Here is a 20002-nt window from a genome sequence, read left to right as displayed (position 1 = left end):
TCTCGCTTATGCGGGATACCTTATCCTGTAAATACATCTTCTGACGGATATTTAATTTTTTGTTTTGCTGGTCGCGCTAAAGAAAATACAAGTGTTAACGGTCCGATTAATCCACAAAACATAACAAACATAATCATACATTTTCCAAACGCTGATAACTTTGCAGTAATTCCCATCGTTAATCCTACCGTTCCAAACGCTGAAATTGTTTCAAATAGTAACTGAATAAAACTGAAGTCTTCTGTAAGCATTAATATAAATACTGCTGCAAAAATGAGAATTTGACTGGCCACAGCAATTGCTAATGCTCTCGTTACTGTCGACATTTTAATTGTGCGCTGAAATAATACGATTTCCTCTTTCTTTCTAAAGAAAGAAAGAACAGATGTAACTAAAATAACAAACGTTGTTAATTTAATCCCTCCACCTGTTGATACACTTCCTGCACCAATAAACATTAAAACCATCGTAAATAATATAGATGACTCTTCCATTCCACCGTAGTCAACTGTATTAAATCCAGCCGTACGAGGAGTAATCCCTTGGAAAAAAGAAGCCCATAACTTTTCATTTAACGGTAAATTCCCTAACGTCTTCACATTATTATATTCCAATACAAAAATCACAATCATCGCTATCACATTTAGCGCTACCGTTCCAATAATCATGATTTTGGAATGAAGCGATAGCTTTCGAAAACTCCGGCTATACCATATATCAATTAGTACGGTAAATCCGAGACCACCTATTACGATTAAAGAGCAAATCCCAATATTAATAATCGGATCGCCTACATACCTCGTTAAATTATCCGGCCATAGAGCAAATCCGGCATTATTATAAGATGCGATCACGTGAAAAATACTATAGTGTATACCTTTTCCAAAGCCAAACTCTGGAATAAAGCGAAACGATAAAAAGATAACCCCAATCAACTCAATACAAATTGAAAATATAAAGACACGTTTTACTAATTTTACAAGACCACCTATATTCGTCTGATTAAATGCCTCTCCAATTAATAAGCGATGACGTAATCCGATTTTTTTACCTAATACCCAAACAATTAAAATGGCAATTGTCATAAGACCTAAACCGCCCGTTTGAATTAAAAACATAATTACAATTTCGCCAAACATCGTAAACGTACTTGCAGTATCTACTACTCCCAACCCCGTTACAGTTGCTGCTGACGTTGCCGTAAAGAAAGCATCTACCCAACTAATATGTACTTTCGTTGCGAATGGTAACTTTAATAACAAACCGCCAACCACAATTAAGCAGAAAAAACCTAATGCTAATATTTGTGGTGGATTTAATCGTATAAAACGATTATACAGCCTTTGTCTTTTTGTTACTTCCATATTCACTAGCTCCCTTTTCCCCCTCATAACTAAAGGCTTATAAAAAACCTTAAATAGCAGGATAAACCTTATATTCTTATAATATAGTTGAGCATAATCCTTTTTTTCATAGTTTTCAACTTTTATTTATACTCGAACTTCACTTCATTTATGAAAAGACTCTTTCTATTATAAGTATCCTTACTCTATAACTCTCACAACAATCATTTTATATGTATCATTGCTTAAATCCTCATATCTTTCACTCTATGTTCACATAGGGGTCACATCTATCTTTTATAGTATATGTATCGGAGCTGTTCCTCCCTAATTTATAAGACATTCCCCAGTGTCTTGAACAGCTTTCCATCCCTAATTAAATTGACATAAATTGTCCCCTTCCTTTGGCCATCCTGTGTGATGGTCTTATTTTTTTGTCTTTCTATCTTCTATTTAAAACTCCCTCTCTCTTTCACTCTATGTTCACATGGGGGTCACATCTATCTTTTATAGTATATGTATCGAAGTTGTTCCTCCCTAATCTATAAGACATTCCCCAGTGTCTTGAACAACTTCCATCCCTAATTAAATTGACATAAATTGTCCCTTCCTTTGGCCATCCTGTGTGATGGCCTTATTTTTGTCTTTCTATCTTCTATTTAAAACTCCCTCTCTCTTTCACTCTATGTTCACATGGGCGTCACATCCACATTTTATAGTATATGTATCAAAGTTGTTCCTCCCTAATTTATAAGACATTCCCCAGTGTCTTGAACAACTTCCATCCCTAATTAAATTGACATAAATTGTCCCCTTCCTTTGGCCATCCTGCGTGATGGTCTTATTTTTTGTCTTTCTATCTTCTATTTAAAACTCCCTCTCTCTTTCACTCTATGTTCACATGGGCGTCACATCCACATTTTATAGTATATGTATCGAAGTTGTTCCTCCCTAATTTATAAGACATTCCCCAGTGTCTTGAACAACTTCCATCCCTAATTAAATTGACATAAATTGTCCCCTTCCCTAGGCCATCATATGTGATGGTCTATTTTGTTTTCTAAATAGTTTATTTAGCTTTTTCTGCTTACTTTCGTAAAAGCAATCTATATTTAAATAGATACTTTTTGTACTAAATATTCAGAAAATATTGTCAAAATAGGTAGTTTTTCGGTACAATTAATGTAGAAAGTAATTTCACAAAAATAAGGAGGGGGTTTTATTGAAACAAACAAAAGCAATCTTAATTGCATTATTTCTCGGTTTAGTTGTCGGACTCACTTTAAATTTAGCTGCACCATCCATTTTTGAACCATTAAATCAATATGTGTTCAATCCACTTGGTCAATTGTTTATTCGCCTCATTAAAATGCTAGTTGTCCCTGTTGTATTCATTTCTATCGTACTTGGAGCTGCTGGTCTTGGGGACCCGAAGCAACTTGGAAGAATTGGTTTAAAATCAATTTCATTTTTTCTTGTAACTACAGCCGTTGCCATCTCTATTGCAGTTACATTTGCACTGATTATACAACCAGGATCTGGCGGTAATTTTAAAACCGAAGGGCTTAAATATGAAGGTGCAAAAACCGAAACATCTTTCGTTGATACATTGCTAAATATCGTACCAGATAACCCAGCAAAAGCGATGGCTGATGGAAACATGTTACAAATTATTGCCTTTGCCGTATTAATTGGACTTGGTATAGCTATTTTAGGAAAACGTGTCCAAAGTATTCATTCATTACTTGAACAGGGCAACGAATTAATGATGTATCTCGTTAATCTCGTTATGAAATTAGCTCCAATCGGAACATTTGGGTTGCTTGCTTCATCCGTCGGTAAAATGGGTCTTGCAGGCGTCGCTGCGATGTTCAAGTATATGATTGTCGTTATGCTAGTACTTATTATTCATGGTGTCTTCGTATATGGTGGCTTATTAAAAGTATTAGCAAAAGAAAGCATTGTCCGTTTCTTTAAACATTTCGGACCAGTAATGGCGATTGGATTTAGTACATCTAGCTCTAATGCATCTCTTCCATTTGCAATGAAAACCGCACAAGAGAAGCTTGGTGTTCCAAAAGCAATCAGCTCTTTTGTACAACCACTAGGTGCAACAATTAATATGGATGGTACTGCCATTATGCAAGGTGTAGCAACTGTATTTATCGCTCAAGTATACGGCGTTGAACTTACTATTTCCCAACTAGCTGTAGTCGTATTAACTGCTGTACTAGCTAGTATCGGCACTGCTGGTGTACCAGGTGTTGGCCTTGTAATGCTGACGATGGTTTTAAATCAAGTAAATCTACCGGTAGAAGGTATTGCCTTAATTATCGGTATTGACCGCATTCTAGATATGTCAAGAACAGCTGTAAATATTTCTGGTGATGCAATTTGCGCAATGATTGTCGCAAAATCAGAAGAAAAATATAATACAGATCAATCTGCCGCATCTTAAATCAAAAAAGGAGTGAAATGATTCACTCCTTTTTTGATTTACTTCCCTTTTTCGAACGATATTCTTTTCCTTTATTATCGTTACCAGTTTCAAATTCTGCACTAAACTCTTGTTGAAATTGCCCTGATTTCGGTGAGCCTTGATTTCCGCTCCCTTTACTACCATTTCGATTTGTCATATTTCTGCCCCCTTCCTTTATTAGTAGTATGTTACATATTTTCTTTTTTATAATCTTTTACATGCGAAAAAAGACCTTCCTCATATAAGGAAAGTCTTCTTTTCCGGAGTGTAAGCGTTTTCTCACTTATAATGACTTAAATAAGTTTTTTAGAAATAGATATCATTATATTCATTTCTTCTTCTGAGAGCGTAGAAAATCTTTCTTGCAAATATTGTTTTTTTGCACCTTCCATTTTTGCAACTAAATCTTTTCCTTGTTCAGTAATCTCCAAATATACAACTCGGCGATCTGACGTAGAACGTGAACGAGTTACAAAACCTTTATTAATTAATTTTTCTGTAACAGCTGTAATATGACTATTCGACACATTTAACTCATTCGCCACACGTGATACCATTTCTTTATTCGTACGATTCAATATTCTAAGGACGATGAACTCATTCCACGGTATGTAACCACCAAATATTTTTCCAATATCATTACGCAACGTGCGGAACATAGCAAAAACATTTGTCGATAGTTCTTCCATTAATTGCTCTCGATTTTGAGACAACTTTGACAGCCCCTTTTATTTCATTTGATTAAATAAAAACCTTATTAATAATTTTACATGAAATCTTACTTTTTGTCACCTTATTTTCCCATAATTCGTAGTTTTTTAATAGATATTTCATGATAAAATGAAGTTAAATTTCCAAAAAAAGGAGTTGGGATAGTGGGTGAAGAAGACAAATTTTCGAATTTCAATCTAAAAGATAAAACTTTGATCATTGGTTTTGTTATTCTGTTCCTCATTGTAATTTTTGCATTTATATTTTTTGTATATGTAGGAATCTTTCATATTACTGGTGTAGAGTATAGGTCGCGCACTGCCTTACTTCTATTTTTTTTATTAATTACTTTCTTAGACGGTATTATATTTTTCATCTTCAGTTTCTTCAAGGCACTGCTATATCCAATGACACAAAACATGCCAAATTGGCTTTCTATTACTCTTTTCGCAATCATTGAAATTACACTAGATTGGTTCGTCATTCATACCGCTGACGATTGGATAGAGAGCGTACAACTGTCCAACATAGCTGAATTATGTGTCGTACTATTCCTTTTCCTATTAAATAAATTATTAAGTGACAAGAAAGAGTAAGAATACAAGCTTTTCTATATAAAAATTGGTACAATGAAAGCAAATCATACTAAAGAGGTGTTACTTATGAACTTACAACAATGGGCTGATAAAGGTATGTCCTTTGATACATATGTAAATGAAATGAAAGTAAATCAATACGAGTTACTTCACATTTACAATAATTTTTTAATTCCAAATGAATTACTTCCTGTATTAGAAGAACGTCAAAATGACGGCTGGCGTGTTATCGTATTAACAGCTGATTGGTGTGGCGATGCTCTTTTATGCGTACCTGTTATGAAACGAATTTCTGAAGTTGCAAATATTGATATGTCATTATTAATTCGCGATGAAAACTTAGAATTAATGGATCAATATTTAACAAACGGAACAGCACGTGCGATTCCAATCTTTATTTTCATTGATAAAGATGGAAACGAACAAGCCGTTTGGGGACCACGTGCTCCAAAAGTACAAGAGTTAGTAACTTCAATGCGCGCTACATTGCCTGAAAAAGAAGATCCAACATTCGAAGAGAAACAAAAAGAAATGTACGCTAATTTCCGTGCTACATTAGCTGATGACACTTCTCTTTGGGAACATGTAATGGAAAGCATGATGGAAAAAGTAGTAAAATAAAAAAAACTGCCGAACTCGGCAGTTTTTTTATTACATAATGAAGAAATAGAATACCGCAGCTAAAATGAAACGGTAGTAAGCAAACGGTGTTAGTTTTACACGAGATAGTAATTTTAAGAATGAAACAATTGCAAGCATCGCAACAACGAATGCTGTAATAAATCCTGTTGCAAATAACGGTAGATCAGCCGCACTTAATATATCCCAGCTTTTAATTAAATCTAAACCACTTGCAGCTACCATCATTGGTACTGCTAAAATGAATGTATATTCAGCTGCCGCTGTATGTGATACGCGAGCTAATAAACCACCACTTATTGTAGAACCAGAACGAGAAAATCCTGGCCAAAGTGCTAAACATTGGAACATTCCAATTGTAAATGCTTGCTTATATGTGATTTCATCTAATGTTCTTGCTGTACTTGGTTTCGAAAACTTCTCAGCAACAATCATTAAAATACCACCAGCCACTAAGCTAATGACAACTGGGCCTGGCCCAAATAAAACTTCTTTAATCGCACTATGGAATAATACGCCAAGTACGCCGGCAGGAATCATCCCGATAATAATATGTAATAAATTTAACGACGGTCCATCTGTTACTTTTCCTATACCTACTAAAGACCATAGACGCTTCCAAAATATAACTACAACTGCTAAAATCGATCCCAATTGAATAACAACTTCGAAAACTTTCGCTCTCTCATCGTCAAATCCAAGTAAATGACCTGTTAAAATCATATGCCCTGTTGATGAAACTGGTAAAAACTCTGTTAAACCTTCAACAGCACCCATGATTATTCCAATTAACCAATCAGCCACGAGTAGTGCCTCCTTAATAACAAATATGTAATTTTTCACACCTTATCATAATACCTTATCCCCTTTTAAAGTGCATCCTTTTTTTATTGATTGTACATATTGCATGCGCGTATTTCTTTTCTATTTTTTGATTAAATTGTATGATAGTTAGAGTTTGTTTTTTAGCGGAAAGGGGATTTTATGAAAGAAACTAATTCATTATCACAAAAATTAAAGCAATTTGTATTACTATTTTTCCCGATTTTCGTTACGCAAATGTCATTATTTGCAATGAGTTTTTTCGATACGACAATGTCAGGACATGCAAGCCCTATTGATTTAGCAGGTGTTGCTATCGGAACAAGTATATGGATTCCAGTTAGTACGGGATTAACAGGAATTTTGATGGCTACGACTCCAATTGTTGCACAACTCGTTGGATCTAAGAAAAAAGAGGATGTTCCTCACGTTGTCATACAGGCAGTATATTTAGCCATTTTCGCTAGCCTCGTTGTTATCCTTATCGGTTTCTTTACTGTTACACCTATTTTAAATGGCATGCAATTAGAAGGACCTGTAGAACGTATTGCAGCACAATTTTTAAGTATTATCGCAATTGGAATTATCCCTTTATTTACTTACACAGTTTTACGCGGATTTATTGATGCATTAGGAAAAACTCGTACAACGATGATCATTACATTACTATCATTACCAATTAATGTAGTATTAAATTATGTATTAATTTTCGGTAACTTCGGTTTTCCAAAACTCGGTGGTGTCGGAGCAGCAATTGCTTCTGCAGCAACCTATTGGTGCATTTTAATTATTACCGTTATGATTATTCGTACGAAAGAGCCTTTTGCATCTTTCCATATCTTTAAACAATTATATCGCCCTTCTCTTTCGAGTTGGAAAGAATTCTTAAAACTTGGCGTCCCTATCGGATTTGCTATCTTTTTTGAAACGAGTATTTTCGCTGCGGTAACACTTATGATGAGTAATTTTAGTACGACAACAATCGCAGCTCATCAAGCGGCTATGAACTTCGCTTCCTTGCTATATATGACTCCTTTAAGTTTAGCAATGGCCATGACCATCTCTGTTGGATTTGAAGTTGGAGCGAAACGATATAATAACGCAAAACAATATGGATTTATCGGGATTGGCTTAGCACTTGCATTCGCCCTATTATATTCCATTCTTCTTTACTTCTTTGATGATGAAATTGCTTCGATTTATACGACAGATATACAAGTTCATCATTTAGCAAAAGAATTCCTTATATTTGCGATTTTATTTCAAATTTCAGATGCAATTGCAACTCCTGTACAAGGGGCACTACGTGGTTATAAAGATGTAAATGTCGCCTTAATTATGACATTGATCGCCTATTGGGTAATTGGTCTCCCTCTCGGTTACATATTAGCAACCTATACTGATTGGGCAGCAAAAGGATATTGGATCGGTCTTATTATCGGTCTAGCATTTGGAGCAACCTTCCTCCTTATCCGTCTCTTTCAAGTTCAGAGAAAATATACAACGCAAAACAGCCGCTCATAATATAGCGGTTGTTTTCTTTATGCATATTTTTTCTTGTAACGTATAACATAATGAAAAAGAAAGGTGGATACATATGGACGAAAAAGAAAAAAAGCAATCATTCGACGAAGAATTCGCCCCTGAAATTTCACCTGGTTATCGGCAAGATGTACATAAACAACCTAAATATAAAAACACTTCGTTTTTAATGGGTATTACCATTTTTGCTGCTGTATTACTCGTGCTTATCATTTTCGTTTATTTTTGATGAAAGGTGGTTTATTATATGAAGAAACAAAATTCCAATCGTTCAAAAAGAATTGTGAAAACAGAAAAAGGGTATGCAGGTGATTCGGTTCTTACTCAGAAACAAGTCGAGCAAGGAAATTTATATATTGCTCAAAAAGAAATTGGGCAACAAAATGAAAACCTTTAAAATCCCTCAAAGAACTGGGGGATTTTTTTATCCCGCTATTTATGGTACTGATTTATGTTTCTCTTTATTGTACATACTGTTTTTGTTCTAACACCTTTAATGCATGATTAACCTTTACAATTTTCATTTCATAATTCAATTTCATTTCGCTTCTCTTACCATTTTCAATACCCGTCACGTACGCTACAGTTTTATAGAGAAAACTTTCATCCTTCACTTCACGTATCTCCTCGTTTGTAAATTTATACTCTAAATCCTGAAAACGATTTGGATAATAATTTTTCATTAATTGTTCATACCCTCTATTTAAAAATAGTTCTTCACCTTTTCGTTTCACATCTTCTTTATTAGTAAACTCAAAAACTGATAGTTGTTCGGTCACAAAATGTTCTCCTACCTTTTTCATTTCATTATGAGTTAAAGTTTCTATACTTTTGTTCTTTAATTCCTTATTTAATCCGTACTGATCAATCGGTTTATAGCTAGCAAAAACTTCTTCTTTATATGACCAAAACAGTCCAAAAACGATACATAGAGAAATGATTACCATTCTTTTCTTCGTAATTCTCCCGCCCTTCTTCATAATGATAGTTATATTTTAACATATAGAAAGAAAATTCTGATATCATAAAGTGGAATAACTTAAATTAGAAACGAGGAACAAGTATGGACTCTTACAAACAATATATAAAAGAAGCTTTGCCTAATCTTTCTATACACTCATATAAACAAAATGAAGAAGGATGGGATAATGTAGCGGTTATTGTAAATGATGAACTACTGTTTCGTTTCCCGCGAAAACAGGAATATGCAATGCGAATTCCGTTAGAAAAAGAACTGTGCACAATTCTCACTCAATCACTACAAGAAATCGAAGTTCCACAATATCACCTAATTTATAAAAATGAATCTGATGAGGTTCCTCTTTGTAGTTACTATACTCTCATTCATGGTGAACCATTAAAAACAGAAATAGTTGCGAACTTAGATGAAAAAGAACGAAAAATAATTATTACACAATTAGCTACTTTCCTTGCGGCTCTACATAGCATTCCTCTAAAAAGTGTTACAGCGTTAGGGTTCCCTACCGAAAAAACACTTACCTACTGGAAAGAGCTACAAACTAAATTAAATGAGTATGTTACTAACAGTCTAACTTCGTTCCAGAAATCAACCTTAAACCGTTTATTCGAGAATTTTTTTGCCTGTATAGCTACATCGGTATTTCCAAATGCAATCATTCACGCTGACTTTACACATCATCACATTTTATTTGATAACCAAAATAAAACCATTTCAGGAATCATTGATTTTGGTGATGCTCAAATTGGAGATCCTGCCTTTGACTTTGCTGGGCTATATGATGATTTCGGACATGAATTTACTACATCAGTATATGAACAATACTGTACACTTACTTCACACCATGATCCATTACTCATTCACCGTATCACAAATTTTTATCAATACAGTCCTTTACTACATAATATAATTTATAACTTTGAAACAAAGAATGAACTTGAATTTCTAGCAAGTATAGAACAACTGAAAGTAATACTGCAGGGATGAGATTACATTCTCTCCCTATATTCCCTCTCCTCATACATCATTAACTTTTTATCCATTTCAATAATGACTTTATATAGTTGAAATGCTTGTAAAATTTGCAGTTGAATCCCAAAAGGAGCATTTTGTTCTTTTAACCATTGAAATACTTTCGTTTCATCTTTCATTGATTATTCCTCCCTTTATTAAAATCTGCTACAAATATACGGTAAATGATGAAAAGCTTTTCATGTCAATACAAAAAAAGGATGCAACATTGCATCCTTTAATGTACGATATTTTTCTTCTGCTTCGCTTCTTCCTTTATTTCTTCCCCTTGGCATTCGCTACGAAATGCACAACTTATACACTCAGAACGAAAATGACGCTCTGTGTAGTGCTCAGGTTGCTGCAACATTTCTTTCATTCTAGATAAATCAGCCATTCCAGTTGTTATATCTTCTTGTTTCGGAATGTACTCATACTTAGTTCCTTCTATTAAATTAATAACTTCAATTTTCCCTGGAAGAATGCCGAAAGCTTTATAACTGAATACTGTTATTAACTTTTGACAAAGAGCAAGCATTTCCTCATCCGCATCGACAACATACTTTTTAATTACAAACGCCCCAGTACTCCACTCACCAACTTCTAATGTCAATGACATGTGGACACCTAACTCTTCCATATATGTTTGAAATTTTTCATATAAAAATAACGGCGGTGTCTGACTATCATCTCTTTCAACAAACTGTAATAAGTGATCCGTTAGCTTCGCTAACACAATATAATACTCCGTCTTTGAAGCAAACATATTAATCCTTACTTTTTTCCAATACTTTTCTATTAATATTAAAAGTACGATTTTCGTTTGTTGGCCCGCAGGTAGTGTGTAATATTCGTTAATAATTCGATTCACAATCATTTGTGCGATTTGTTGCCATTCAAACGAAGAAGGTTCTCTTCTTTTTATATGACGGAAATAAAATTTATGCGGGCAACGCATAAAATCATACAAATGATAATCTGTCATCGTTTTGATTGCGATTTTCTCATGCACTTGCTCTTCCTCTTCCTCTCCCTTCTGCCATTAAGAAAAGTGTTTTACAAATTCAGCTCCAAACTGTAAACATTTTTCTACATCTTCATCTTCTGGCGTTAATTCTACTTTTAGTCCTTCTAACACAACTGCTGCCCCGCGCTCTTGTAGCTTTTCTATTAAAATGTCAACTGCCACTCCGTATTTCGGATAAGCCGAATCACACGATCCGAATACTGCTGCTTTTTTCCCAGTTAAATCAATAGAATCCATTGCATCATAAAAATCTAAGAAATCATCAGGAAGATCACCATCTCCCCAAGTGTATGCACCTAAAATAATTCCATCATACTGTTCTAATATAGAAGCTTCTGGTGAATCCATAATATCAATAACTTCAATTTCATTTTCTGTTTCACGAATTACGCCGGCAATATGGTCAGCCATTTCCTCTGTATTTCCACTCATACTTGCAAAAATCATTACTAACTTACTCAACTGAACCTCTCCCTTTACTTTGTATCTCTTTTTCTGTTTGAATGCTCTTCTTCTCATCTACATATTCAGACCGAATTACATTTCTTTGCCATTCCATATGCTGATCAACATCTTTATTTTTATCTTTTAATCCCCTCCGCAGAAGGTGAAAATTTTTTCTCATTAACATGTCGCATCCATCCTATTGATAATAATTATCAATTTCAACTATTTTTAGATTAATTGATATTGATTATCACTGTCAACAACTTTTTTTTAAAAATGATTAAAATGTACAAGCTTGTCCGTTAGCTATTCATATACTATAAATGAGCATAGTTCTTTCTCAGCCCTCTCTGACGGAAAGAAATAAAAGCAACTGCAATAGAGTGCAGTTGCCTTTTTTTGTTTTTCTATGATTTTAGTAATCTTATAGTCGTCTCTAAAAATAGCTCCACTCCACAAATTAATGCTGATTCATCCAAGTCAAATTTCGGATGATGATGTGGATAACAAGTATATATATTTTCATTACCTGTTCCTAATTTAATGAAACAACCAGGTGCTTTTCTTAAATATGCTGAAAAATCTTCTCCACCCATAGAAGGTTCAAGCTTCACAACACGCTCATTCCCAAACAAATGTAGTGCACTTTCTTCTACTATTTTCGTAATATATTCATCATTAATAACGGGATCATATCCATATCGATACGTATATGTATACGATCCTCCATGTGCTTCTGTAATTCCTTTCACAATTTTCTCGATTTTCCCTTCTGCTTCCACCCTCAATGCTTGATTAAATGAACGAACAGTTCCCATTAAAGTTGCTGTACTAGGAATAATATTGTCAGCCGTTCCCCCATGAAATTGTGTAACTGAAACAACCCTTTGCATAAAAGCACTTGTATTTCTTGATACGATATGTTGTAGATTTGTAATAATCTGTGCTCCGATAGCAATAGGATCTATCGTTTCTTCTGGTCGCGCCGCGTGTCCTCCTTTGCCTTGAATCTCAACTGTAAATACGTCTGGTGCAGCCATCATCGGCCCATACGCAATGCCTATCTTCCCGCTCTCAAGTCCTGACATAACATGTAAACCTATTACATAATCAACACCATCCATTACGCCTGCTTCAACCATTTCTTGTCCCCCGCCAGGATACACCTCTTCTGCATGCTGAAAGAATAAACGAATCTCACCTGAAAAATTTCCCTTTATATTTGCTAGCACTTCTGCTGTACCCAACAAAATAGCCGCGTGAGCATCATGCCCACATGCATGCATTACACCTTTATTCACAGACGTATAAGGTTTACTTGTCTCCTCTTGAATTGGCAAAGCATCTATATCAGCTCGAATCGCAATTACTTTCCCTTGCTTCACACCTCTTTTAATTGCTAGTACACTATACTTCGTCGGTCTCGTTACTTCAAAAGAAGAAAATGAGCATAATGTATCATATATAAATTGCGAAGTTTCTTTTTCATGAAATGATAATTCCGGATACTTATGGAAGTGCCTTCTCCATTTCACGATATTTTCTTCCGAAATTAGATTCTTCCACACTCTATTCATGATAATTTCCTCCTTTTCAAAATAACTAGAAATTTAAAAGTTTACTCCATCTTGAATGATTAATAAAAACAAATACTGTATTTTTACGTATTCTTATAGTCCACTTTTATGTATTCACACAATCTCCTTTCTATTTACATGTCAAACCCATTACAAATTCATGCTGAATGTAATATAATTGCTAAGTTAGGGATTTTCTTTTTTAGTATTTAGTGCTAATATCAAAAAAGAGCCTTTTGACTTATTTTTACCTAAAATGTGGGATTTTGTTTTTTTCACAATAATGTAGGACATGATACCTACAAAGAGCTATTATTTCATTAAGAGAGGGAAAGACATGGAAAGATTAAAAGAGATATGGTCTCGACCACTCACACAATGGGTTGCAAAGACGGTTTATTACCTTGCAATTTTATTTGCATTACTTTGGTTGTATGGATTCCATGATACAAACACAAGTACATTTATTTACAATGAATTCTAGGGTGGGAACGTTATGAAGTTATTAGAACAAATTGAAAAGTGGGCTGCAGAAACGCCTGATCAAACCGCTTTTGTTTGGCGAGATGCGAAAATTACGTACAAACAATTAAAGGAAGATTCTGATGCGTTAGCACATTGGATTTCTTCTGAGTATCCAGACGATCGTTCACCAATTATGGTGTATGGCCATATGCAACCTGAAATGATTATTAACTTTTTAGGATGTGTAAAAGCTGGACATGCTTACATCCCTGTAGATTTATCTATCCCAGCTGATCGTGTACAACGTATTGCTGAAAATTCTGGTGCGAAATTACTTTTATCGGCAACAGCAGTAACTGTAACTGATTTACCAGTTCGCATCGTAAGTGAAGACAACTTAAAAGATATTTTCTTTACTCATAAAGGGAACACTCCAAATCCTGAACATGCGGTAAAAGGTGATGAGAACTTCTACATTATTTACACATCAGGAAGCACAGGTAATCCGAAAGGGGTTCAGATTACTTATAACTGCCTTGTTAGCTTTACAAAATGGGCTGTAGAAGATTTCAACTTACAAACGGGGCAAGTATTCTTAAACCAAGCACCTTTCTCATTCGATTTATCTGTCATGGATATTTACCCATCATTAGTAACAGGTGGGACACTTTGGGCAATCGATAAAGATATGATTGCACGTCCAAAAGACTTGTTTGCTTCTTTAGAGCAATCGGATATACAAGTATGGACTTCCACACCATCTTTCGCAGAGATGTGTTTAATGGAAGCATCTTTCTCTGAGAGTATGCTACCAAACATGAAAACATTCTTATTCTGCGGTGAAGTGTTACCAAATGAAGTAGCTAGAAAATTAATTGAGCGTTTCCCAAAAGCAACAATTATGAATACGTACGGTCCAACTGAAGCTACTGTCGCTGTAACAGGTATTCACGTTACAGAAGAAGTGCTTGATCAATACAAATCACTTCCAGTTGGCTACTGTAAATCAGACTGCCGCCTTCTTATTATGAAAGAAGATGGTACGATTGCGCCTGATGGTGAAAAAGGTGAAATCGTAATTGTTGGTCCAAGCGTAAGCGTTGGATATTTAGGAAGCCCTGAATTAACAGAAAAAGCATTTACTATGATTGACGGTGAGCGCGCCTATAAAACAGGCGATGCTGGCTATGTTGAAAATGGTCTTCTATTCTATAATGGTCGTCTTGATTTCCAAATTAAGCTGCATGGTTATCGAATGGAATTAGAAGAAATTGAGCATCACCTTCGTGCTTGTTCTTACGTAGAAGGAGCAGTTATCGTTCCAATTAAAAAAGGTGAGAAATACGATTATTTATTAGCGGTTGTTGTTCCTGGAGAACATTCATTTGAAAAAGAATTCAAATTAACATCTGCAATCAAAAAAGAACTCAATGAGCGATTACCAAACTACATGATTCCACGTAAATTCATGTATCAATCTTCTATTCCAATGACACCAAATGGAAAGGTAGATCGCAAAAAATTATTGAGTGAGGTTACAGCATGACCGCATATGGATCATTTTATTTTTTCGCTATAGTGGGCATTTTATTAATACCTACTATCATAGCTGGATTAAAAGGTAAAATGTTGCGTAAATATAATGCCGTTTTAACACTAGTCATGCTTGCTATTATCTTCTCGGATAAACCGAAGCAAGCAATTATGTTAGCCGCATTTATTATTTGGCAATATGCCTTAATTAAAGGCTATTTATTATTAAGAAAACAAAAGAATAGTACACTCACTTTTTGTGTAGCTGTTATTTTATCGATTTTGCCACTTATTTTGGCAAAAATCGCACCGTTTGCACCTGATCTAAAGTTTATTGTATTTCTAGGAATGTCCTATGTAACATTTAGAGCAGTACAAATGGTATTTGAGGTTCGTGATGGCTTAATTAAAGAACTATCCTTCTTTAATTTTTGGGAATTCGTTTTATTCTTCCCAGCTATTTCAACGGGACCTATCGATCGTTACCGTAGATTCCAAAAAGATATTCAAAAGCCACCTAGCGCTGAGGAGTATCAAAACTTATTATATACAGGATTAAACCGTATTTTCCAAGGTTTCTTGTATAAATTTATTATCGCTTACTTAATAAAACAATATTTTATGGATCCCGCATTTGCACAGCAAGATACAATTCTATCTAATATGATTTACATGTATAGCTATAGCTTATATTTATTCTTCGACTTTGCTGGTTATAGCTCATTTGTAATTGGTGTAAGTTATATGATGGGAATTAAGACGCCAGAAAACTTTAATAAGCCATTCATTAGCCGTAATATTAAAGACTTCTGGAACCGCTGGCACATGAGTTTATCATTCTGGTTCCGTGATTTTATTTACATGCGTTTCGTCTTTTTTGCAACGAAGAAAAAGTTAATTAAGAACCGTTACACAATTTCGTATATCGGTGCATTTTTAAACTTTTTCATCATGGGAATTTGGCATATTACTGGTGAGCATGTGTATCAATACATTATTTATGGTCTCTATCATGCCGCACTGTTCATTTTATTCGATATTTTCGAACGAAAAAACAAGAAGCATAAGTTTTGGCCAAACAATAAATTTACACACGTCCTTGCGATCGTAATTACGTTCCACGTTGTATGTTTCGGTTTCCTTATTTTCTCTGGACACCTTAACAGATACTTTTAATGCACTCTTCTTATAACTAATAAGAAGTTGCACATATAATATATTTCGGATATAAAGGAGATTTTAAAAATGGCAGAATTCAAAGAGCAAGTATTAGATATTTTAGAAGAAGTATGTGAAAACGATATTGTGAAAGAAAACTTAGATGTTCAATTATTTGAAGAAGGTATTCTTGATTCTTTCGCTGTAGTATCTTTATTAGTTGAATTCCAAGAGCGTTTAGATATTGAAGTTTCTATTTCTGATTTTGACCGTGACGAGTGGGCTACTCCAAACATGGTTATTAAGAAGTTGGAAGAAATCCGATGAACAAAGCAAAATTTGGTCCGATGCTTTTAGCATTGGCCCTTTTTGCTGTATTCTTACTTATTCCAACGCGCTTCCTACTTCCACTTTTAAGTGATGAAAAAGTAGAACAAGCTGCAACTTCTTTAAAAGAAGAAAAGATTCAAAGTATGATTTTACAGCAAAAGATGTTAGCAGACTCGAAATACCTTCCGATGTATGGATCATCAGAATTCGCACGTATGGATGCTTACCATCCATCAAACTATTTCAAAGTAAAGCCTGAAGGCTTCACACCATTCCTACTTGGACGCGGTGGAACACAAGATCTTGTACATGTATTAAACTTTGCATCTACAATGGATCAATTGAAGGATAAGAAAATGGTATTCGTTCTTTCTCCGCAATGGTTTGTGCCACAAGGTATTGATGAAACACACTTTGCACCTAACTTTTCAAAACAACAAGGTTACCACTTCATTTTCAACGATGATGTAAAACCTGAAATGAAAAAGCAAATTGCAAAACGTTTATTAAACTTTGAGATTGTTAAGAAAGAAACTTTACTTAAAATTTCGCTTGAAGGTATCGTTTACGATGATACAAAGCATAAAGTAAAAGCACTTGCTGCTAAACCTTTCGCTTATATTTATCGAAACATTTTAGATCGCAAAGATTTATTTACAGCAATGTTTGATATTAAACCGCATAAAGAAAAACTTGACCCTTCATTAAAACAAATGAACTGGGATGAAGCTCGTAAACATGCAGATCAAACAGGTGCAGCGGAATCTGGATCTAACGAATATGGTATCGAAGATGGTTACTTCAACAGCAAAATCAAGAAGAAATTAAAACAACGTGAAGGCTACTTAAAAAATGATGCTTATGATCAATCGCCAGAATATGAAGATTTACAAATTGCACTTGATTTATTAAAACAATCTGGTGCAAAACCACTCTTCATTTCTGTTCCTGTAAAAGGTCCTTGGTACGATTACGCTGGCTTCCCGAAAGAACGCCGAGAATTGTACTATAAGAAAGTTCATGAGCAAATTGAGAAAGCTGGCTATCCAATTGCCGACTTCTCAAATCATGAGTATGATAAGTACTTCTTAAAAGATCACATGCACTTAGGTTGGAAAGGCTGGGTTTATATCGATGAAGCCATCCAACAATTTTATAAAGCAAACTAAAGAAAAGACCGCTTGAATTATTCAAGTGGTCTTTTTCTATATACATTTTGCAATTGTTCGATTACGTTATCTGCTTCTTTCATCACTCGCTCCACTACATGCTGAGCTGATTCCATTCGTGCTAATGATGACGCTTGTCCTGCCCAAAGCGACATATATTCTCCTTTATTACGTTTTGCTGCTTCTTGGCGTATTTTAGAGGTTAATACATTTTGCACTGGATACATCGGAAGCCCTTCTTCTTTCCCTTCATGCTTCTCTATAAATTCATTACGAATACCCCGTGCATATTTCCCGGAAAACGCACGAGTCACAGTTGTACTCGTATCTGTACTACGTAAAACCGCTTGTTTATATACATCATGCGTAATACTTTCTTCACTCGTTAAAAAGGCTGATCCCATTTGAACAGCTTCTGCCCCCAGTGTAAATGCCGCAACAAGCCCTTGTCCGTTCATTACACCACCTGCTGCAACAATCGGGATATGAGGGACAGCTGCTACTAACTGCGGAATTAATGCGAACGTCCCAATCATAGCGTCCTGTTCTTTCCCGATAAACGTTCCTCTATGCCCCCCCGCCTCGCTACCTTGACCGACAATAATGTCTACTCCTAATTCAGCAAGTACTTTCGCCTCTGCCACATGAGTAGCTGTTCCGATGACTTTAATTCCTCTTCTTTTCAATTCATCTATTTCTTCTTTTTCTAACGTTTGAAATGCAAAGCTAACGACTGGCACGTTTTCTTCTACTAACACTTGTAATTGTTCTTTATAACTTTTTGGAAGCTTTAACTGCTCTTCTTCCTCTATACCGAATTCTCTATTCACTCCGCTAAGTAATCCCTTGGCCAAATTTATCTTCTCTTCTTCTATTTGTATCTCTTTCGTTAGCAGTAAATTCACACCGAAAGGCTTATCCGTTCGTTCCCTTATTTTATAAATTGCATCACGAATTTGTTCAGGGCTCATATAGCCTGCTCCAAGCGTTCCTAATCCTCCGCTATTACTTACAGCTGCAACAAGCTCAGGCGTCGTAATTGCACCTGCCATACCCGCTTGAATGATGGGATACTTAATTTGTAATGTATCTATAACTCGACTTGTAAACATCATTTCTCCTCCTATTCCCTTTATATCTTCTTTATTTGACAAACTTTCCCCTTCTTTTACAAGGATTGAACTTCCTATGAAGCGAATATATTGAAAGTGAAGGAGGCTGAAAACAATGATATATCCAAATGCATTACAACAAGGTGATACAGTAATGATTATTGCACCGTCCGGCCCACCAACAATTGAAAATGTATTAAAAGGGGTAAACGTACTACAAGAAATGGGTTTATCTGTAGTAATCGGGAAGAGTGTTTATGAGAAATACGGATATTTAGCTGGAAGGGATCAAGTCCGGCTCGATGATATACATGAAGCATTTTCAAATGATGAAGTAAAGGCCGTTTTCTGTGCACGAGGTGGTTACGGAAGTGCTCGTCTCCTCCCCCACATTCAATATGAAATCATTCGGCAAAACCCTAAAATCTTTTGGGGATATAGCGATATTACAGCTTTACATACTGCCTTTTCACGTTATGCAAAGCTTATTACTTTTCATGGCCCAATGGTTGAAGAATTAGGGAAAGGTATAGATTCTCTTTCTTTATCTTCTTTCAACCAACTATTTCACCCATATTCAACTATCTTATCTGCTTCAGAATGTATCGTACCTAGCTCTTCCCGTACAGTTACAGGTCAGTTAGTTGGCGGCAATTTAGCGGTGTTAACGAGTATCATTGGCTCCTCCTACGAGATAAATACAGCCAATAAACTTTTATTGCTTGAAGACATTGGGGAAGAACCGTATCGCGTTGATCGTATGTTAAATCAGCTACTTTTATCTGGAAAGTTTAATGAATGTAGTGGTGTTATTTTTACAAGTTGTCATGACTGCACTCCTTCTAAACCATCTCAATCATTGCAAACAATACTATATGAATATTTCACTTCATATGCTATACCTGTCCTATTCGGTTTACCGATTGGACATATAAGCCCAAACATCGGAATCCCTCTTGGAGCTACAGCGACAATAAATACAAATAATAAAACACTCTCTATTTCTTCTGGCATAGCCACTCCGTGTTCAAATTAAAAAGGAAAAGCGATTACGCTTTTCCT

At 35.2% G+C, this 20002-nt stretch carries 24 protein-coding genes; 13 read left to right on the top strand and 11 right to left on the bottom strand.

The window, feature by feature from the left end; genetic code table 11:
• Positions 1-20 precede the first annotated feature (20 nt).
• Complete coding sequence (locus ACTFSI_RS07180; protein ID WP_000454132.1) at positions 21-1364, bottom strand: TrkH family potassium uptake protein; 1344 nt, start codon at positions 1362-1364, stop codon at positions 21-23.
• 1201 nt (positions 1365-2565) lie between these two features.
• Here ACTFSI_RS07180 and ACTFSI_RS07175 point away from each other — a divergent pair.
• On the top strand, positions 2566-3801 hold the full coding sequence (locus ACTFSI_RS07175) for a dicarboxylate/amino acid:cation symporter (RefSeq protein ID WP_000814819.1): 1236 nt from the start codon (positions 2566-2568) through the stop codon (positions 3799-3801).
• Between the two features lie 22 nt (positions 3802-3823).
• On the opposite strand, the gene ACTFSI_RS07170 is transcribed toward ACTFSI_RS07175, so the two are convergent.
• A complete protein-coding gene (locus ACTFSI_RS07170; protein WP_000184931.1) occupies positions 3824-3979 on the bottom strand; it encodes a hypothetical protein in 156 nt (51 codons plus the stop codon).
• 136 nt (positions 3980-4115) lie between these two features.
• Positions 4116-4535 (bottom strand): MarR family winged helix-turn-helix transcriptional regulator, encoded by a 420-nt coding sequence (locus tag ACTFSI_RS07165; protein WP_000081439.1) that lies wholly within the window; start codon positions 4533-4535, stop codon positions 4116-4118.
• A 162-nt stretch (positions 4536-4697) separates the two neighbouring features.
• On the opposite strand from ACTFSI_RS07165, the gene ACTFSI_RS07160 reads away from it, so the two are divergent.
• Positions 4698-5129 carry a YrvL family regulatory protein gene (locus ACTFSI_RS07160; RefSeq protein WP_000503435.1) on the top strand — a complete coding sequence of 144 codons (432 nt, stop codon included), beginning with the start codon at positions 4698-4700 and terminating at the stop codon, positions 5127-5129.
• A 33-nt stretch (positions 5130-5162) separates the two neighbouring features.
• Positions 5163-5750, top strand: coding sequence for a thioredoxin family protein (locus ACTFSI_RS07155; protein ID WP_003266558.1), 588 nt, complete (start codon positions 5163-5165; stop codon positions 5748-5750).
• Between the two features lie 30 nt (positions 5751-5780).
• Here the strand turns inward: ACTFSI_RS07155 and uppP are convergent, their stop codons facing one another.
• The gene (gene uppP / locus ACTFSI_RS07150) at positions 5781-6572 is read right to left on the bottom strand and encodes a bacitracin resistance undecaprenyl-diphosphatase (RefSeq protein ID WP_000796249.1); all 792 of its coding nucleotides are present in this window, start codon (positions 6570-6572) and stop codon (positions 5781-5783) included.
• 180 nt (positions 6573-6752) lie between these two features.
• Here uppP and ACTFSI_RS07145 point away from each other — a divergent pair, with 180 nt between their 5' ends.
• The 3 genes from ACTFSI_RS07145 (at position 6753) to ACTFSI_RS07135 (ending at position 8529) form a co-directional block, all read left to right on the top strand.
• The gene (locus tag ACTFSI_RS07145; protein ID WP_000665401.1) at positions 6753-8114 is read left to right on the top strand and encodes an MATE family efflux transporter; all 1362 of its coding nucleotides are present in this window, start codon (positions 6753-6755) and stop codon (positions 8112-8114) included.
• 73 nt (positions 8115-8187) lie between these two features.
• Positions 8188-8361: a hypothetical protein gene (locus ACTFSI_RS07140; protein WP_000343560.1), complete on the top strand. Its 174-nt coding sequence runs from the start codon at positions 8188-8190 to the stop codon at positions 8359-8361.
• Positions 8362-8379: 18 nt separating this feature from the next.
• A complete protein-coding gene (locus ACTFSI_RS07135; protein ID WP_000744619.1) occupies positions 8380-8529 on the top strand; it encodes a hypothetical protein in 150 nt (49 codons plus the stop codon).
• Between the two features lie 64 nt (positions 8530-8593).
• On the opposite strand, the gene ACTFSI_RS07130 is transcribed toward ACTFSI_RS07135, so the two are convergent.
• A complete protein-coding gene (locus ACTFSI_RS07130) occupies positions 8594-9112 on the bottom strand; it encodes a biotin transporter BioY (protein ID WP_138322270.1) in 519 nt (172 codons plus the stop codon).
• Between the two features lie 83 nt (positions 9113-9195).
• On the opposite strand from ACTFSI_RS07130, the gene ACTFSI_RS07125 reads away from it, so the two are divergent.
• Entirely contained in the window at positions 9196-10098 is a 903-nt protein-coding gene (locus tag ACTFSI_RS07125) for an aminoglycoside phosphotransferase family protein (protein WP_138322271.1), read from the top strand.
• Positions 10099-10100: 2 nt separating this feature from the next.
• Here ACTFSI_RS07125 and ACTFSI_RS07120 read toward each other — a convergent pair whose 3' ends face one another.
• From ACTFSI_RS07120 to ACTFSI_RS07100, 5 genes are all read right to left on the bottom strand, one after another.
• Positions 10101-10262: a hypothetical protein gene (locus ACTFSI_RS07120; RefSeq protein WP_000651087.1), complete on the bottom strand. Its 162-nt coding sequence runs from the start codon at positions 10260-10262 to the stop codon at positions 10101-10103.
• A 98-nt stretch (positions 10263-10360) separates the two neighbouring features.
• A complete protein-coding gene (locus ACTFSI_RS07115; RefSeq protein ID WP_138322272.1) occupies positions 10361-11134 on the bottom strand; it encodes a hypothetical protein in 774 nt (257 codons plus the stop codon).
• A gap of 30 nt (positions 11135-11164) precedes the next feature.
• Complete coding sequence (locus tag ACTFSI_RS07110; RefSeq protein ID WP_138322273.1) at positions 11165-11611, bottom strand: flavodoxin; 447 nt, start codon at positions 11609-11611, stop codon at positions 11165-11167.
• Positions 11604-11780, bottom strand: a complete 177-nt coding sequence (locus ACTFSI_RS07105) for a hypothetical protein (protein ID WP_000929023.1) — start codon at positions 11778-11780, stop codon at positions 11604-11606. Before ACTFSI_RS07105 ends, ACTFSI_RS07110 begins: the two co-directional genes overlap by 8 nt.
• A gap of 223 nt (positions 11781-12003) precedes the next feature.
• Entirely contained in the window at positions 12004-13173 is a 1170-nt protein-coding gene (locus ACTFSI_RS07100) for an amidohydrolase (RefSeq protein ID WP_001082778.1), read from the bottom strand.
• 337 nt (positions 13174-13510) lie between these two features.
• Here ACTFSI_RS07100 and ACTFSI_RS07095 point away from each other — a divergent pair, with 337 nt between their 5' ends.
• From ACTFSI_RS07095 to dltD, 5 genes are all read left to right on the top strand, one after another.
• Complete coding sequence (locus tag ACTFSI_RS07095) at positions 13511-13657, top strand: teichoic acid D-Ala incorporation-associated protein DltX (RefSeq protein WP_000440293.1); 147 nt, start codon at positions 13511-13513, stop codon at positions 13655-13657.
• A gap of 12 nt (positions 13658-13669) precedes the next feature.
• The gene (gene dltA, locus ACTFSI_RS07090; protein WP_000770505.1) at positions 13670-15184 is read left to right on the top strand and encodes a D-alanine--poly(phosphoribitol) ligase subunit DltA; all 1515 of its coding nucleotides are present in this window, start codon (positions 13670-13672) and stop codon (positions 15182-15184) included.
• Positions 15181-16347 carry a D-alanyl-lipoteichoic acid biosynthesis protein DltB gene (gene dltB, locus ACTFSI_RS07085; protein ID WP_000127945.1) on the top strand — a complete coding sequence of 389 codons (1167 nt, stop codon included), beginning with the start codon at positions 15181-15183 and terminating at the stop codon, positions 16345-16347. Before dltA ends, dltB begins: the two co-directional genes overlap by 4 nt.
• A gap of 69 nt (positions 16348-16416) precedes the next feature.
• Entirely contained in the window at positions 16417-16656 is a 240-nt protein-coding gene (gene dltC, locus ACTFSI_RS07080) for a D-alanine--poly(phosphoribitol) ligase subunit DltC (RefSeq protein ID WP_000807310.1), read from the top strand.
• Positions 16653-17828: a D-alanyl-lipoteichoic acid biosynthesis protein DltD gene (dltD, locus tag ACTFSI_RS07075; RefSeq protein ID WP_001030282.1), complete on the top strand. Its 1176-nt coding sequence runs from the start codon at positions 16653-16655 to the stop codon at positions 17826-17828. The genes dltC and dltD overlap by 4 nt, the downstream gene beginning before the upstream one ends.
• Before the next feature lie 17 nt (positions 17829-17845).
• Here the strand turns inward: dltD and ACTFSI_RS07070 are convergent, their stop codons facing one another.
• On the bottom strand, positions 17846-18940 hold the full coding sequence (locus ACTFSI_RS07070) for an NAD(P)H-dependent flavin oxidoreductase (protein WP_000495253.1): 1095 nt from the start codon (positions 18938-18940) through the stop codon (positions 17846-17848).
• A gap of 115 nt (positions 18941-19055) precedes the next feature.
• Here ACTFSI_RS07070 and ACTFSI_RS07065 point away from each other — a divergent pair, with 115 nt between their 5' ends.
• The gene (locus ACTFSI_RS07065; RefSeq protein WP_138322274.1) at positions 19056-19976 is read left to right on the top strand and encodes a S66 peptidase family protein; all 921 of its coding nucleotides are present in this window, start codon (positions 19056-19058) and stop codon (positions 19974-19976) included.
• The last annotated feature ends 26 nt before the right edge of the window (positions 19977-20002 follow it).

Origin of the sequence: Bacillus cereus group sp. MYBK101-2 (assembly GCF_051918845.1) — a bacterium.
In the GTDB taxonomy this organism is placed as follows: Bacteria; Bacillota; Bacilli; order Bacillales; family Bacillaceae_G; genus Bacillus_A; species Bacillus_A paranthracis.
The sequence above is the reverse complement of the archived record's forward strand: the minus strand, read 5'-3'. Positions and strand labels throughout refer to the sequence as shown.